The 13,851-nt window shown below is 73.0% G+C and carries 12 protein-coding genes; 8 read left to right on the forward strand and 4 right to left on the reverse strand.

Features of this window, described 5'->3' with window-relative positions; translation table 11 throughout:
• Nucleotides 1-237: 237 nt before the first annotated feature.
• From AB0M79_RS20725 to AB0M79_RS20735, 3 genes are all read left to right on the forward strand, one after another.
• The gene (locus AB0M79_RS20725; RefSeq protein ID WP_364215953.1) at nucleotides 238-1,395 is read left to right on the forward strand and encodes a glycosyltransferase family 1 protein; all 1,158 of its coding nucleotides are present in this window, start codon (nucleotides 238-240) and stop codon (nucleotides 1,393-1,395) included.
• A gap of 103 nt (nucleotides 1,396-1,498) precedes the next feature.
• The gene (locus tag AB0M79_RS20730; RefSeq protein WP_364215956.1) at nucleotides 1,499-2,599 is read left to right on the forward strand and encodes a mannose-1-phosphate guanylyltransferase; all 1,101 of its coding nucleotides are present in this window, start codon (nucleotides 1,499-1,501) and stop codon (nucleotides 2,597-2,599) included.
• A 276-nt stretch (nucleotides 2,600-2,875) separates the two neighbouring features.
• Nucleotides 2,876-3,886: a winged helix-turn-helix domain-containing protein gene (locus AB0M79_RS20735; protein ID WP_364215959.1), complete on the forward strand. Its 1,011-nt coding sequence runs from the start codon at nucleotides 2,876-2,878 to the stop codon at nucleotides 3,884-3,886.
• A gap of 97 nt (nucleotides 3,887-3,983) precedes the next feature.
• Here AB0M79_RS20735 and AB0M79_RS20740 read toward each other — a convergent pair whose 3' ends face one another.
• The gene (locus AB0M79_RS20740) at nucleotides 3,984-5,087 is read right to left on the reverse strand and encodes a coenzyme F420-0:L-glutamate ligase (RefSeq protein WP_364215962.1); all 1,104 of its coding nucleotides are present in this window, start codon (nucleotides 5,085-5,087) and stop codon (nucleotides 3,984-3,986) included.
• Nucleotides 5,084-6,031, reverse strand: coding sequence for a 2-phospho-L-lactate transferase (cofD, locus tag AB0M79_RS20745; RefSeq protein WP_364215965.1), 948 nt, complete (start codon nucleotides 6,029-6,031; stop codon nucleotides 5,084-5,086). The genes AB0M79_RS20740 and cofD overlap by 4 nt, the downstream gene beginning before the upstream one ends.
• 97 nt (nucleotides 6,032-6,128) lie before the next feature.
• Here cofD and AB0M79_RS20750 point away from each other — a divergent pair, with 97 nt between their 5' ends.
• The 3 genes from AB0M79_RS20750 (at nucleotide 6,129) to AB0M79_RS20760 (ending at nucleotide 10,660) form a co-directional block, all read left to right on the forward strand.
• Nucleotides 6,129-7,316 (forward strand): hypothetical protein, encoded by a 1,188-nt coding sequence (locus tag AB0M79_RS20750; protein WP_364215968.1) that lies wholly within the window; start codon nucleotides 6,129-6,131, stop codon nucleotides 7,314-7,316.
• 114 nt (nucleotides 7,317-7,430) lie between these two features.
• Complete coding sequence (locus tag AB0M79_RS20755; protein WP_364215971.1) at nucleotides 7,431-9,944, forward strand: bifunctional FO biosynthesis protein CofGH; 2,514 nt, start codon at nucleotides 7,431-7,433, stop codon at nucleotides 9,942-9,944.
• Nucleotides 9,945-10,402: 458 nt separating this feature from the next.
• Nucleotides 10,403-10,660, forward strand: a complete 258-nt coding sequence (locus tag AB0M79_RS20760) for a WhiB family transcriptional regulator (RefSeq protein WP_212822629.1) — start codon at nucleotides 10,403-10,405, stop codon at nucleotides 10,658-10,660.
• A gap of 131 nt (nucleotides 10,661-10,791) precedes the next feature.
• Here the strand turns inward: AB0M79_RS20760 and AB0M79_RS20765 are convergent, their stop codons facing one another.
• A complete protein-coding gene (locus AB0M79_RS20765) occupies nucleotides 10,792-11,241 on the reverse strand; it encodes a metallopeptidase family protein (RefSeq protein ID WP_357533793.1) in 450 nt (149 codons plus the stop codon).
• A gap of 288 nt (nucleotides 11,242-11,529) precedes the next feature.
• Between AB0M79_RS20765 and AB0M79_RS20770 the strand changes: the two genes are divergently transcribed.
• A complete protein-coding gene (locus AB0M79_RS20770) occupies nucleotides 11,530-11,889 on the forward strand; it encodes a DUF3499 domain-containing protein (protein ID WP_357533791.1) in 360 nt (119 codons plus the stop codon).
• Nucleotides 11,890-11,917: 28 nt separating this feature from the next.
• Here AB0M79_RS20770 and AB0M79_RS20775 read toward each other — a convergent pair whose 3' ends face one another.
• Nucleotides 11,918-12,424 (reverse strand): Lrp/AsnC family transcriptional regulator, encoded by a 507-nt coding sequence (locus AB0M79_RS20775; RefSeq protein WP_364215975.1) that lies wholly within the window; start codon nucleotides 12,422-12,424, stop codon nucleotides 11,918-11,920.
• 203 nt (nucleotides 12,425-12,627) lie between these two features.
• On the opposite strand from AB0M79_RS20775, the gene AB0M79_RS20780 reads away from it, so the two are divergent.
• The gene (locus AB0M79_RS20780; protein WP_364215978.1) at nucleotides 12,628-13,851 is read left to right on the forward strand and encodes a spermidine/putrescine ABC transporter substrate-binding protein; all 1,224 of its coding nucleotides are present in this window, start codon (nucleotides 12,628-12,630) and stop codon (nucleotides 13,849-13,851) included.

The following is a 13,851-nucleotide window of genomic DNA, read 5'->3' on the forward strand; positions in this document are numbered from 1 at the left end:
TACCCATCGTGGTCGTGCCGACGGTGGCAGGCCCGGCGGTGGCCCGCAAGTTAACAGGTTGGGAAAGGCCATCCTCGATCGCGTTGCCGTCGTCGGGTCCGCGCGGGCGCGGCGTAGGCTGGTGCGCGAGTGTCGTATGCCACACGGTTCGGCACCTGGCAGCGCCGTACCGGCATGAGATGTGCCGAAGTGGCGAGATGCCCCATACAGGCCAACGCACAGTCGAGGAGTTGCCCAGTGACCGCCGGTCGCCCGCCCCGCGTTCTAGTCGACGCCACCAGCGTCCCCGCCGACCGTGGCGGCGTCGGGAGATACGTGGACGGGCTGCTCGGCGCCCTCGGGCAGGCGGGCGGACCAGCGGTCGAACTGGTCGTGGTGAGCCTGCGCACCGACCACGAGCGCTACCGCCGGATGCTGCCCGCGGCCGAGGTGATCGCCGCCCCGGCCGCCGTCGCGCACCGGCCCGCGCGGCTCGCCTGGGAGCAGACCGGGCTGCCCCTGCTCGCCCAGCAGGTCGGCGCCGACGTGCTGCACTCGCCGTTCTACACCTGTCCGCTGCGGGCGGGTTGTCCGGTCACGGTGACCGTGCACGACGCGACCTTCTTCACCGAGCCCGAGCACTACGACAAATCGCGGCGGACCTTCTTCCGCAGCGCGATCAAGACCTCGCTGCGCCGCGCCGACCGGGTGATCGTGCCCAGCAAGGCGACCCGCGACGAGTTGATCCGGCTGCTCGACGCCGACCCCACCCGCATCGACGTCGCCTACCACGGCGTCGACCACGCCGCGTTCCACGCCCCGACCGAGGAGGAGAAGGCGCGGGTCCGGGCCCGGCTCGGGCTCGGTGGCTCGGGCTACGTCGCCTTCCTCGGTGCCAAGGAGCCCCGCAAGAACGTGCCCAACCTGATCCGTGGCTGGGTACGGGCCGTGCACGACCTGCCCAACCCGCCCGCCCTCGTCGTCGCCGGTGGCCAGGGGCACGACGACGACATCGACCGGGCCGCCGCCGACGTACCCGGCCACCTGCGCCTGCTGCGTCCCGGCTACCTGCGCTACGCCGACCTGCCCGGCTTCCTCGGCGGTGCGCTCGTCGCCGCCTACCCGTCGTACGGGGAGGGGTTCGGCCTGCCGATCCTGGAGGCGATGGCCTGCGCCGCGCCCGTACTGACCACGCCGCGGCTCTCGCTGCCCGAGGTCGGCGGTGACGCGGTCGCGTACACCAGCGAGGACCCGGACCAGATCGCGATCGACCTCGCGGCGCTGCTCGACGACGAGTCGCGCCGGCTGACCCTGGCCAAGGCCGGCTTCGACCGCGCCAAGGAATTCACCTGGCAGTCCAGTGCGGAGGTGCACGTCGCCGCCTGGAGCCGGGCGTCCCGGGGGCGTACGGGCTGACCCGCACCGTCGCGAGGGGACGACAGACCGCCGGACGACACTCCATCACGCAGGGTGAACCCCGGTATGCGTGAGAAAGGTAGCCGTTCGGCATGATGTCCTGATGTTCTTCGCCGTGATCCCGGCAGGCGGCAGCGGCACCCGCCTCTGGCCGTTGTCCCGCGCCGGTCATCCCAAGTTCCTCCACCCGCTGACCGGCACGTCGTCGTCCCTGCTACAGGCGACGGTCGAACGGCTCGGCCCGCTGACCACGCCCGACCACACCATCGTGGTCACCGGCGCCGCGCACGTGGCCGCCGTCGCCCGGCAACTGGTCGAGGTTCCGGAGGAGAACATTCTCGTCGAGCCGACGCCGCGTGACTCCTGCGCGGCGATCGCGCTGGCGGCCGCCGTCGTCGCCGAGCGTGAACCGGACGCCCTGATGGGCTCGTTCGCCGCCGACCACCTGATCGGCGATCCGCAGCGCTGGGTCGAGACGGTGCGCCGGGCGATCACCGGCGCGCAGCAGGGCCTGCTGATGACGATCGGCATCAAGCCGACGCGGGCCGAGACCGGCTACGGCTACCTACAGTTCGGCGATCCGATCGGCGACGGCCCGGTGCACCGGGTCGAGGAGTTCAAGGAGAAGCCGCCCGCCGCCGTGGCCGAGACCTATCTTCGCTCCGGCCACCACCTGTGGAACGCCAGCATGTTCGTCTGGCGCACCGACGTCTTCCTCGCCGAACTCGCCCGCCAGCAGCCTGAGCTGCACACCGGCCTGACCCGCATCGCCCGGGTCTGGCACAGCCGCGAGCGCGAAGAGGTGCTCCACGAGGTGTGGCCGACGCTGCCGAAGATCTCGGTCGACTACGCCGTCATGGAGGGTGCCGCGGCGGCCGGCCGGGTCGGCACCGTACCGGGCGACTTCGGCTGGAACGACGTCGGCGACTTCCACACCCTGGGTGAGGTTATTCCCGGCGACGCGGCGGGCAACGTGGTCGTGGCCGGCGAATCCACCGAGACGAAGCCGGTCGTGCTGCTGCACGAGACCGAGGGGCTCGTGGTCGTGCCGCAGTCCGGCCGCCTCGTGGCCGCGCTGGGCGTACGCGACCTGGTCGTGGTCGACACCCCCGACGCCCTCATGATCTGCCCACGGGACCGGGCCCAGGATGTGAAGAAGCTTGTCGACACGCTGAAGCAGCGCGGCGACGAGAGGTTTGTCTGAGGCGGCGGCCGGGCTCGGCCGGGAAACCGCCGGCCGGGCTTTCGGGTGCGGACATGGACGTGCGCCCGGACGCCACCTCTGCGGAGCAAGGGCCGCAGACCCTCGTGGTGGACGTCCGGGCGGCTCGCACCCTCCCCGGCCCAGGTCAAGAGCATGACGGCCGGGCCGCCGGACCGTCGAGGTCTTTCAGTCTGAGCCGAAAGACGCAGGTCATAGGCACTCGGTAGAGTGCGAGCCGATGCCCGCCGCCCCCGAGGTCGGGCACCCGGTGGGAGCGTGCCCGTGCTGCGGATCCACTTCTCCGGCGACGACATCGCCCGGACCCGGGTCGCGCCCGCCGCCGACCCGCTCTGGGAGCTGATCCTGAGCGTCCACCTGTTCCAGACCCGGACCCGCGACCCGGTCGTCGCCGGGTGGCGCGGCGAGGTCGCCCGGGTCCTGCGCCAGGAGGCGCGGGGCACGTTCCAGTTGCTGTTCGCGCTCAACCCGCCGCGTGGTTACTTCCCCGACTTCCTCACCCCGTACGCGAGTGTGGGCGGGATCGAGGCCGGCCTCGACGCGATCCGCTCGACTCCCGTCGCCCAGCTCGACCGGGACCTGAACCGGCTCGCCGCCGAGGGCGAACTGCCGCCCGGTGCGGCCGGCGTGGCCGGTGGCGACACCGACGCCCTGCACCACCTGATCGCCACGATGCGGCGCTACGACGGGCTGGCCGTCACGCCATACCGGGCCCGGGTCCAGACCGCCGTCGAGGCCGACCGCGCCCGCCGGGCCCGGGCCCTGCTCGACGGCGGGGCGGAGGGGCTGCTGGCCAGCTACCGGCCGACGATGCGCTGGGGCGGCGGGGTGCTGGAGGTGCCCGACTATCCCGCCGACCGCGACCTGCACCTCAACGGCAGGGGACTGCTGCTGGTGCCGTCGTTCTTCTGCGCCCGTACCCCGGTGGGGTTGCTCGACCCCGACCTGCCGCCGGTCCTGGTCTATCCGGTCGACCGTCTCGGCGGGATCCTGCCCGGTTCCGGCGAGGGCGGTACGGTCCCCGGGCGGCCGGACGGACGGGGGGCGTTGGGCGCCCTGCTCGGACACACCCGGGCGGCGGTGCTGGCGGCGGTGCACGACGGCTGCTCGACCGGTGAGGTGGCCCGCCGGCTGGGCATCTCACCGGCCGCGGCGAGCCAGCACGCGAGCGTGCTGCGCGAGGCCGGCCTGCTGGTCAGCCACCGCGACCGCAACACCGTCCTGCACACCCTCACCCCGCTCGGCCGGGCCGTCCTGAACGGCCACTGAAAGATCCGCGTGATCAGGGACCGCGTCGCGCGTGTCGTCGACGTGCCGACGTACGCGGCCCCTGATCACGGCGATCTTCAGCGGTCGCCGACGGGGGTCACAGGGCGAGCAGGGCGAGGCCGCCGTCGGCCGTCGGGGCCGGCGGCACGAGCAGGGTCGACGCAACCCCCTCGGCGGCGAGCGCCGCACGCAGCCGGTGCAGATCGGCGCCGAGTCGCAGCACGGCCGTCGCGTCCGGGCCCGCCGGCAGGTGACCGGTCACGACCGTGCCCGCCGCCGCCGGCCACCCGGCGCCGGCGGTGATCTCGGCGGTCGCCGCCGCGACCCGGAACTCGGTTCCGGGCGCCACCACCCCGGCGACCACCGCGACCGCCCGGTCCACCGCCGCCCGGTCGACCGGCGCGGCCGGGTCGCCCGGCGCCACCGCCGCCGGGCCGTCGGGGAGCGTCGCCGCGGCCCGCAGCCCCGCCGCCCGGGCCTCGGCCGTGCCGAGCGAGAACAGGTCGAGTTCGGCGTCGCGGACCAGCGCGGCGGCGCCGGGGCCGTCGGCCGCCTCAGGGGTACGCAGGTAGCCGCGCACGACCGCGACCGGCACCTGGTCGCACTTGCCCTTGACGAGTTCGCCGGCACCGGCCAGCTCGTCGACCACGGCCATCTGGGTCAGTTGCAGTTCGTTGCCGTACGGGTCGGTCTCGCCGCGGTGGTCGCGGATCGGGCCGATGCCGGCGGCACCGAGGGCGACGTCGGTCAGCCCGTTGCGCCACGGCCGGCCCATCGTGTCGGAGACGACCACGGCGACGTCGACGTCGTGCCGCTCGCGCAGCGCGGCGCGCAGCGACCGGGCGGAGGCGTCGGGGTCCTTCGGCAGCAGCACGAGCCGGCTGGCATCCACATTGGACGCGTCGATGCCGGCGGCGGCCATCACGAACCCGTGGTGGGTCTGCACGATCCGGGTCGGACCGCGCCGGGCCACGACCCGGGCGGTCTCGGCGGTCAGCACCTCCTCGCGCGCCGTCTCGCGCTCCGGCCCGTCGACCGGTACGTCGACCAGCCGCCCCTCGGCCTTAGAAATGATCTTGCTGGTGACGACGAGTACGTCACCGTCGCGCAGCCAGGGCGCGGCCCGGGCGATCAACGCCGCGAGGTCGTCACCGGGTGTGATGTCGCCGAGGCCGAGCACCGGCAGGATCTCGAGTTTCATGCCAGCTCCAGCGCGGCTCGTACCATCGCGGCGGTCGCCGCCTCGTCCGTCATCCAAAGGGGGGCGGCACCGACCGTCACCCCGGGCACCTCCGTGCCGGCGTCGGTGCTGTCGACCAGCCAGCCGTCGAGCACGCCGCCCGCGCTGCGCGCGCCGAGCAGACCGCCGACACCCGCCGCCGTGCACTCGACCCCCAGCACCGCCAGGCACCGGTCGGCCATGCCCCGCACCGGCGCCCCGCCGATCACGGGGGAGACGCCGACCACCGGCGCCGTCCCGGCGGTGAGCGCCTCGCGCAGCGCCGACACCGCGAGGATCGGCGCGATGCTGACCACCGGGTTGCTCGGCGCCACCAGCACGACGTCCGCCGTGGACAGTGCGTCGAGTACCCCGGCCGCCGGCTTGGCCACGTCGGCGCCGACGAAGACGAAACGGCGGGTCGGGATGTCGCCCCGGTGACGGATCCACCACTCCTGGAAGTGGATCGCCCGCTGGCCGGTGCCGTCGGCGACGACCACGTGCGTCTCCAGCCGGTCGTCGGTGGCCGGCAGCAGCCGTACGCCGGGCTGCCAGCGCGCGCACAAAGCCTCGGTCACCGCCGACAGTGGATACCCCGCGTTGAGCATCGTGGTCCGGACCAGATGGGTGGCGACGTCCTTGTCACCCAGGCCGAACCAGGTCGGCTCGGCGCCGTACGCCGCCAGCTCGCCCTTGATCGCCCAGGTTTCTCCGGCCCGGCCCCAGCCCCGCTCGGGATCGGCGCCGCCGCCGAGGGTGTACATGACGCTGTCGAGGTCGGGCGAGATCCGCAGGCCGTGCAGCACGACGTCGTCGGCGACGTTGACGATGGCGGTCACATCGGCGCCGGTCGTCCTGGCATGGGCGCGTACGCCGGCCAGGAAACGGGCACCGCCGATGCCTCCGGCGAGAACCACGATGTGCATGCAGCCCATCCTCGCTCACCCGCGTACCCGTTCACCGCGTGGGTTGTGCGACTAGGCTCACGTGCGCAGCCTTCCGTCACCGCATCAGGGGGAGCCCTTGAGCAGCCAACCCGAGCCCGCGCCCGCAGAAAAGGCGCCGGCCAGCCAGATAACCAAGCCACTGCGCGAACTCGTCGCGGCGGTGCTTCTCGGCGCGAACGCCATCCTGCTCTTCGTCGGCCTCATCAACCTGTTGGTGCCCTACTCCACCAGCAGCAGCTTCGCCACCCGGGCCGGCAGCACGTTCTTCGACTTCGCCGGGCTGGAGCAGATCGTCCTGCCGCTGCTGGCGGTGCTGCTGGTGACCCACATCGAGCCGGTCACCGGCCGGGCCAAGCTGATCACGATCGGCGCCCTGGCCGAATACGCCGCCTCGGCGCTGTTCGGGGTCGTCACCCTGTTCTCCTTCCTGGCCGGCGGCTTCATCGACGGCCGGTTCCGGGACGTGCTGACCGGCCTGCTCGCCCGCTTCGCCTACCTGGCGCTGCTCGCCGTGGCCGCGCTGGTGGTGTTCAAGGTGTGGCAGAAGCTGTTCTACGTCGCCAAGCCCAAGCCGCAGCCCGGCCTGTACGGCCAGCCCGGCTACCCGCAGCAGGGCGGTTACCCGCCGCAGTACGGTCAGCAGCCGGGCTACCCGCAGGGCCAGCAGCCCGGTTACCCAGCCCAGCCGGGCTACCCGGCGCAGCCCGGCTACCCGCCGCAGCCGGGCTACGGCCAGCCGACCGGGCAGCAGCCGGCCGCCTACCCGCCGGGGGCGTACGGCCAGCAGTGGGCACCGCAGGACCAGACCGGTGCCCAGTCGGGCGCGTTCCCGGCCGGGCCCGCCTCCGCCCCGCCCGCGCCGGCCTCGGCCCCGCCCGCGTCGGCGCCACCCGCCTCGGGACCGCCGGCGTCCGCGCCGCCGGCCGGGCCGGCCGGATTCACCCCGGCGCCCGCCCCGCCGGGCGAGGACCCGACGCAGGTCGTCGCCGGGCCGTACACGATGCCGGCACCCCCGGCCGCGCCGTCGCCGTACGCGCCGACCTCGGCGCCGCCGTCCGCCCCGGCGGTGCCCGGCCAGCCGGCCGGACCCAGCCTGACCAAGGGGGACGCCGGTGCCGAGTCGACCCAGGCGGTCGCCACCGGCGAGGACGACCTGAGCCAGCGCACCCAACTGATCAATCCGGCCAGCCAGCAGCCGTCGGCCGGTTCGCCACCGCCGGCCGCCGCGGTGGGCGACGAGCCGACGCAGCGTTACCAGCCCTGACCCACGGGGCCGACGGCCCAGGTGACCGCGAGGGCGCTCCCGCCGGGGGCGTCCTCGCGGCGTGTGTGACCGCTACCACCGACCGCGGCAGGTGGCACGGCCTAGGCTGCACACGTGGTTGACAGCACCGACCCCCGACCGACCGAGGCCAGCCTGCGCCGCGCGCTCCGGCGGGCCGCCGACGGGCAGGCCCTCGACCCGGCTGAGGCCGCCGATCTGCTCGCCGCGCGCGGTGAGCACCTTGACCGGCTGCTCGCGATCGCCTCGGGCATCCGCGACGCCGGACTGCGCGAGGCCGGCCGGCCGGGTGTGGTGACGTACTCCAGAAAGGTGTTCATCCCGCTCACCCGGCTCTGCCGGGACCGGTGCCACTACTGCACGTTCGCGACCGTTCCGCACCGGCTGCCGGCGGCCTTCCTCGACCGGGACGAGGTGCTGGCGATCGCCCGCGACGGCGCCGCCCAGGGCTGCAAGGAGGCGCTGTTCACGCTCGGCGACCGGCCGGAGGAGCGCTGGCCGGCGGCGCGGCGGTGGCTCGACGAGCGCGGCTACGACTCGACGCTGGACTACGTACGCGCCTGCGCGATCGCGGTGCTGGAGGAGACCGGCCTGCTGCCGCACCTCAACCCCGGCGTGCTCTCGTGGGCCGAGTTGCAGCGGCTCAAGCCGGTGGCGCCGAGCATGGGCATGATGCTGGAGACGACCGCGACCCGGCTGTGGGCGGAGCCCGGCGGCCCGCACTACGGCTCGCCCGACAAGGAGCCCGCGGTCCGGCTGCGGGTGCTCGACGACGCCGGCCGGGTGGCGGTGCCGTTCACCACCGGCATCCTGATCGGCATCGGGGAGAACCGGGCCGAGCGGATCGATTCGATCTTCGCGATCCGCCGGGCGGCCCGCGAGTACGGCCACATCCAGGAAGTCATCGTGCAGAACTTCCGCGCCAAGCCGGACACGGCGATGCGCGGCATGCCGGACGCCGAACTGCACGACCTGGCCGCCACCGTGGCGGTCGCCCGGGTCCTGCTCGGCCCGAAGGCCCGGATCCAGGCCCCGCCCAACCTGATCGCCGGCGAATACGAGCTGCTGCTGCGGGCCGGCATCGACGACTGGGGCGGGGTGTCGCCGGTGACCCCGGACCACGTCAACCCGGAGCGGCCCTGGCCGCAGATCGACGAGCTGGCCAAGCACAGCGCTGCCGCCGGCTTCACGCTGCGCGAGCGGCTCACCATCTACCCCGAATACCTGCGGCGGGGCGACCCCTGGCTCGACCCGCGCCTGGGGCCGCACGTGGCGGCGCTGGCCGAGCCGGCGACCGGCCTGGCGGACGAGGAGGCCCGTCCGGTCGGCCGGCCGTGGCAGGAGCCGGAGGACTCGTTCGTCCCCGGCGGTCGCACCGACCTGCACGCGACGATCGACACCACCGGTCGCACCGGCGACCGGCGCGGTGACTTCGACAGCGTGTACGGCGACTGGACCGAGGTCGCAGCCCAGGTGACGCCGGGTGGTGCTCCGGCGCGTACCCCGGCCGACCTGCTCGCTGGACTGAAGCTGGCCGCCGACGACCCGGCGGCCCTGCTCGAACCGGCGAACGAGGCGGCGGCCATGGCGCTCTTCGGCGCCGAGGGCGCGGCACTCGACGAGGTGTGCCGGATCGCGGACGACGTACGCCGGGACGCCGTCGGCGACGACGTCACCTACATCGTCAACCGCAACATCAACTTCACCAACGTCTGTTACGTCGGCTGCCGGTTCTGTGCCTTCGCCCAGCGGGAACGTGACGCCGACGCGTTCCGGCTCTCCGTCGAGCAGGTCGCCGACCGGGCCGAGGAGGCGTGGCGGGCGGGCGCGACCGAGGTCTGCATGCAGGGCGGCATCGACCCGAAGCTGCCGGTCACCACGTACGCGGACATCGTGCGGGCGGTCAAGGCCCGGGTGCCGGGGATGCACGTGCACGCGTTCTCGCCGATGGAGATCGTCACCGCCGCCGCCAAGGGCGGACTGTCCATCCGGGACTGGCTGACGATGCTGCGGGAAGCCGGTCTGGACACCATTCCGGGCACCGCCGCCGAGATCCTCGACGACGAGGTGCGCTGGGTGCTCACCAAGGGCAAGCTGCCGGCCGCCACCTGGGTCGAGGTCGTCACGACCGCGCACCAGCTCGGCATCCGGTCCAGTTCGACCATGATGTACGGCCACGTCGATCACCCCCGGCAGTGGCTCGGGCACTTCCGGGTGCTGGCCGGGGTCCAGGACCGCACCGGCGGGTTCACCGAATTCGTGGCGTTGCCGTTCGTGCACACCAACGCGCCGATCTATCTGGCCGGAATCGCCCGGCCCGGCCCGACCTGGCGGGAGAACCGGATCGTCCACGCGATGGCCCGACTGCTGTTGCACGGCCGGATCGACAACATCCAGTGTTCGTGGGTGAAACTCGGCGACGAGGGCACGGTCGCGATGCTCCGGGGCGGTTGCAACGATCTCGGCGGCACCCTGATGGAGGAGACAATTTCCCGCATGGCGGGATCCGACAACGGTTCGGCTCGTACGGTCGCACAACTGCACGCGATGGCCGAGGCGGCCGGCCGGCCGGCGCGCGAGCGCACCACGGCGTACGGCCGGACCCGCTGAGCCGGCCCGGCCGGCGGGCCGCGCGGCTCGGTCGCCGGCCGCCGGCGCCACCGGGTGGCGGGTCGATCGGGCAGCTCAGAGCGGCCCGGCCGCGAAGCCGGGCGGCGTGACGGGCTGCCCGTCGTCGATATTGCCATTCGTCGTGCGGAACCGCCTGGTTACGGCCACAATCAACGCGGCACGCCGATTTCTCCGGGCGACTCGCCGATACGGGCGTTACCCGTCCGGGGGCTGGATCGATAGGGCAGCGAGGCGGCTCGGAGGGGCCGTCAGGACACGGCGAAAAAGCGACCCCATTTATCAGGTTCGGCTTGACGACGCACGCATTACACGCGTGTAATTTCGGTTGGGGTTGTCCGAACGGAGGGCATGAAAAGCCACCGTTCGGGGCAATAGACACGCCTTCCGCGTGGGGGGTTGCGCCGGCACCGCTGCTGGCGCGCGATAAGGAGGCATGCATGGACGGCCGGCTAGAAGTAGCCGACCTGCTCGGAGATGCGCCGGAGTGGCAGGAGCGGGCGCTGTGCTCGCAGACCGACCCCGAGGCGTTCTTCCCTGAGAAGGGCGGATCCACCCGCGAGGCGAAGCGCATCTGCTCGCGCTGCGAGGTCCAGACCGAATGCCTGGAGTTCGCGCTGGGCCACGACGAACGGTTCGGCATCTGGGGCGGCCTGTCCGAGCGCGAACGGCGCAAGCTCAAGCGTCGGGTCGCCTGATCCGTTCCGGTCCGCCCAGCGGACCACGAAACACCGGCTGACGGCCGGGCGGTGGGGGCCGCCCGGTCCGGCCACCCGCCGCCGGCCCGATCCGGCGGCCCCGGCACGACGGAGCGCCCCGCCGGGGCCGCTCAGGCCAACTCGTCCGGATCGACGCCGAGCAGGTTGGCGACCTGCTCGATGATCACGTCGTGCACCAGGTCGGCGAGGTCCTCCCGGTCCATCGCGCGGAACTCCAGCGGCCGCCGGTAGAGCACGATCCGCGGCGGCACCTCCTGCCGGCCGGGCCGGCCCGGAAGCAGCCGGGCGAGCGGCACCTCGCCGTCCTCCAGCACGTCGGAGTCGTAGACGTTGAGGTCCGGCGGCACGTCCTCGACGGCGAACTCGACGCCGGCCAGTTCCTTGGCGAAGCGGCGCTCCAGGGTCTCCACCGTGTCGAGCACCAGGTCGTCGAAGATCTCGGCCTTGGTCCGCGACAGCGGCACGGTCGCGGGCACGAGTCGCCCGCGCAGGCCGCGCCCGTGCCGGTCGCGCCGGGAACGGCGGCCCGGACCGGGGCGCCGGTGCTGCGGGACGGTCACCTCGGCCCCCCGCCGTACGCGGGTCCGGCGCCGGCGACCCGTACCCGGTGTGGTGCCGCCCGGTCGTGCCGGCCCACCCTCCGGCGGTCGGTCCTGTCCTGGTCCGGCCGGCACGCCGGACCGCCCCCCATCCCCATGTTCACGTCGCCAGGGTAGTCCCGCGACCGCCCGGCCGAACGGCGGACGGCGCCGGCCGTGGCGCGTCGTCAGATCGTGATCTACGGATCATCGGCGTGTCGCGGCGGTAACAGGAGCGGGAAACCCGGTAAGAGAGATAACGTGCCCGCCGTGAGGTCACCACGGCGTTGCTCCCGCAACGGCTGCCCCCGACAGGCCGTCGCCACGCTGACCTATGTCTACACCGAGTCGACGGCGGTGGTCGGGCCGCTCGCCGCCTTCGCCGAGCCGCACACCTACGACCTGTGCGAGCAGCACGCCCGCAGTCTGACCGCCCCGCGGGGCTGGGACGTCGTCCGGCACGAGGGCGAGTTCGAGCCGCCGCCGCCGACCACCGACGACCTGGTCGCACTGGCCGAGGCGGTGCGCGAGGCGGCCCGTCCGGTGCAGCGCACCGAAGAGCCCGACGACGGGCAGGGGCCGCAGGTCGGCCGGCGCGGCCATCTGCGGGTCATCCCGCCCACCCACTGAGCCCACCGACGGCGCGACCGCTGCCCGGTCAGCGCGGCGGATGGGGTGGCTTCAGGTAGACGAACGCCTCGGTCGACACGACGCCGTCGGCCGTCCGGAGCCGTCGCAGGATCTCCAGCAGGTGGTCGTCGTCACGGCAGACCACCTCGGCCAGCAGGTCGAACGAGCCGGCCGTGATGGCCACGTGACTGATCTCGTCGAGTTCGGCCAGCCGGTCGGCCACCCGTTCCAGGTCGCCTGAGGTGCGCAGGCCGACCATCGCCTGGCGGGGGAAGCCGAGGCGTAGCGGGTCGGTCACCGCCACGATCTGGATCACCCCGGCGTCGAGCAGCCGCTGCACCCGCTGGCGTACGGCCGCCTCGGAGAGCCCGACCGCCCTGCCGATCGTGGCGTACGCCCGCCGGCCGTCCTCCTGTAGTTGTTCGATGATCTGTCTCGCCACCTCGTCGACGGGCGCGTTGTCGGTACTTTCGCGGGCCGCGACCCGTCGTCCGTTCCCGGTGGTGCGGCGGTCGTCAAGTTGTCGCGCGACCATCCGTTCCCCCTGTCTGCCGTGGGGCGCGAGTGCGTGCCCACCCGGTGTCAAGTGTCGAAGGTGTATTTCGTGGCAAAAACCAAGATATGCAACGAAATCCCTTGTGTCATACCCTATTGCATGCCAAGATCAGTAGTCGGCGACACCCCATCGACGACCGCCTGGATCCACCACCGGATCCGACCGCCGCAGGAGCCGTCACCATGCACAACAGCTTCCCCTCCCCGCCGGCGCCCGCGGTCGCCGCACTGCTGTCCGCGCACCGCCTGTCCCGCCGCTCCATCATGCGCGGTGCGTTCGGCGCCGGCGTGCTGGCCGTCGCGGGCGGGGTCGCCGGCTGCGGCACCGAGGGAGCGCGGCAGACCGGGGAGAGCTGCGCCAGCGACGACCTGTCGGACACCGAACGGTGGCTGCACTTCTCCAACTGGATCCAGTACCTCGACGTCGACGACACCGACCCCGGCCGGCGGCCCACCCTCGACGCGTTCGTCGACCGGACCGGCATCCGGGTCACCTACACCGAGGACATCAACGACAACAACGAGTTCTTCGGCAAGGTGCAGGCCCAGCTCGCCGCCTGCCAGCCCATCGACCGCGACCTCATCGTGCTCACCGACTGGATGTCGGCCCGCCTGATCCGGCTCGGCTGGGTGCAGAAACTCGACCGCTCCCGGCTGCCCAACGTCGAGCGCAACCTGCTCGCCTCGCTGCGTGACCGGCCCTTCGACCCCACCGGCGAACTCGCCGTACCGTGGCAGTCCGGACTCGCCGGGCTCGCCTACAACGGCGCCGTGACCGGCGAGGTGCGGACCGTCGACGAACTGCTCACCCGGCCCGACCTGAAGGGCCGGGTGACCGCGCTGACCGAGATGCGCGACACGATGGGACTGCTGCTCCAGTCGGCCGGACACGACCCGGCCGACTTCACCGACGCGCAGTTCGACGACGCGCTGGAGCGGCTGCGCCGGGCGGTCGCCGACGGCCAGATCCGCCGGTTCACCGGCAACGACTACGCACCCGAACTGGCCCGCGGCGACATCGCCGCCTGCATCGGCTGGTCCGGTGACATCATCCAGCTCGCGGCCACCGACGACCGGATCCGCTTCGTCGCCCCCGAATCCGGCGCGATGCTCTACTCCGACAACCTCCAGGTGCCCAACCGGGCCACCCACAAGGCCAACGCCGAAGAGCTGATCAACCACTACTACGAGCCCGCCGTCGCCGCCCAGCTCGCCGCGTACGTCAACTACATCTGCCCCGTCGAGGGCGCGCGGGCCGAGATGGAGCGGATCGACCCGACGCTCGCCGACCACCCGCTGATCTTCCCCGACGACGCGACGCTGGCCGGTACGAAGGTGTTCATGGCCCTCACCGACGAGCAGGAGCGGGCGTACGAAACGAAGTTCCAGCAGGTCATCGGGGCGTGA

The sequence above is a fragment of the Polymorphospora sp. NPDC051019 genome (genome assembly GCF_040683055.1).
Classification (GTDB): Bacteria; Actinomycetota; Actinomycetes; order Mycobacteriales; family Micromonosporaceae; genus Polymorphospora; species Polymorphospora lycopeni.

What these genes read in the sequence shown, in the direction of transcription:
- AB0M79_RS20775 (WP_364215975.1), bottom strand. Translation starts at nt 12,424, where the DNA reads ATGGTCGCGCGACAACTTGACGACCGCCGCACCACCGGGAACGGACGA.
- AB0M79_RS20760 (WP_212822629.1), top strand. Translation starts at nt 10,403, where the DNA reads ATGGACGGCCGGCTAGAAGTAGCCGACCTGCTCGGAGATGCGCCGGAG.
- AB0M79_RS20730 (WP_364215956.1), top strand. Translation starts at nt 1,499, where the DNA reads ATGTTCTTCGCCGTGATCCCGGCAGGCGGCAGCGGCACCCGCCTCTGG.
- AB0M79_RS20780 (WP_364215978.1), top strand. Translation starts at nt 12,628, where the DNA reads ATGCACAACAGCTTCCCCTCCCCGCCGGCGCCCGCGGTCGCCGCACTG.
- cofD (WP_364215965.1), bottom strand. Translation starts at nt 6,031, where the DNA reads ATGCACATCGTGGTTCTCGCCGGAGGCATCGGCGGTGCCCGTTTCCTG.
- AB0M79_RS20740 (WP_364215962.1), bottom strand. Translation starts at nt 5,087, where the DNA reads ATGAAACTCGAGATCCTGCCGGTGCTCGGCCTCGGCGACATCACACCC.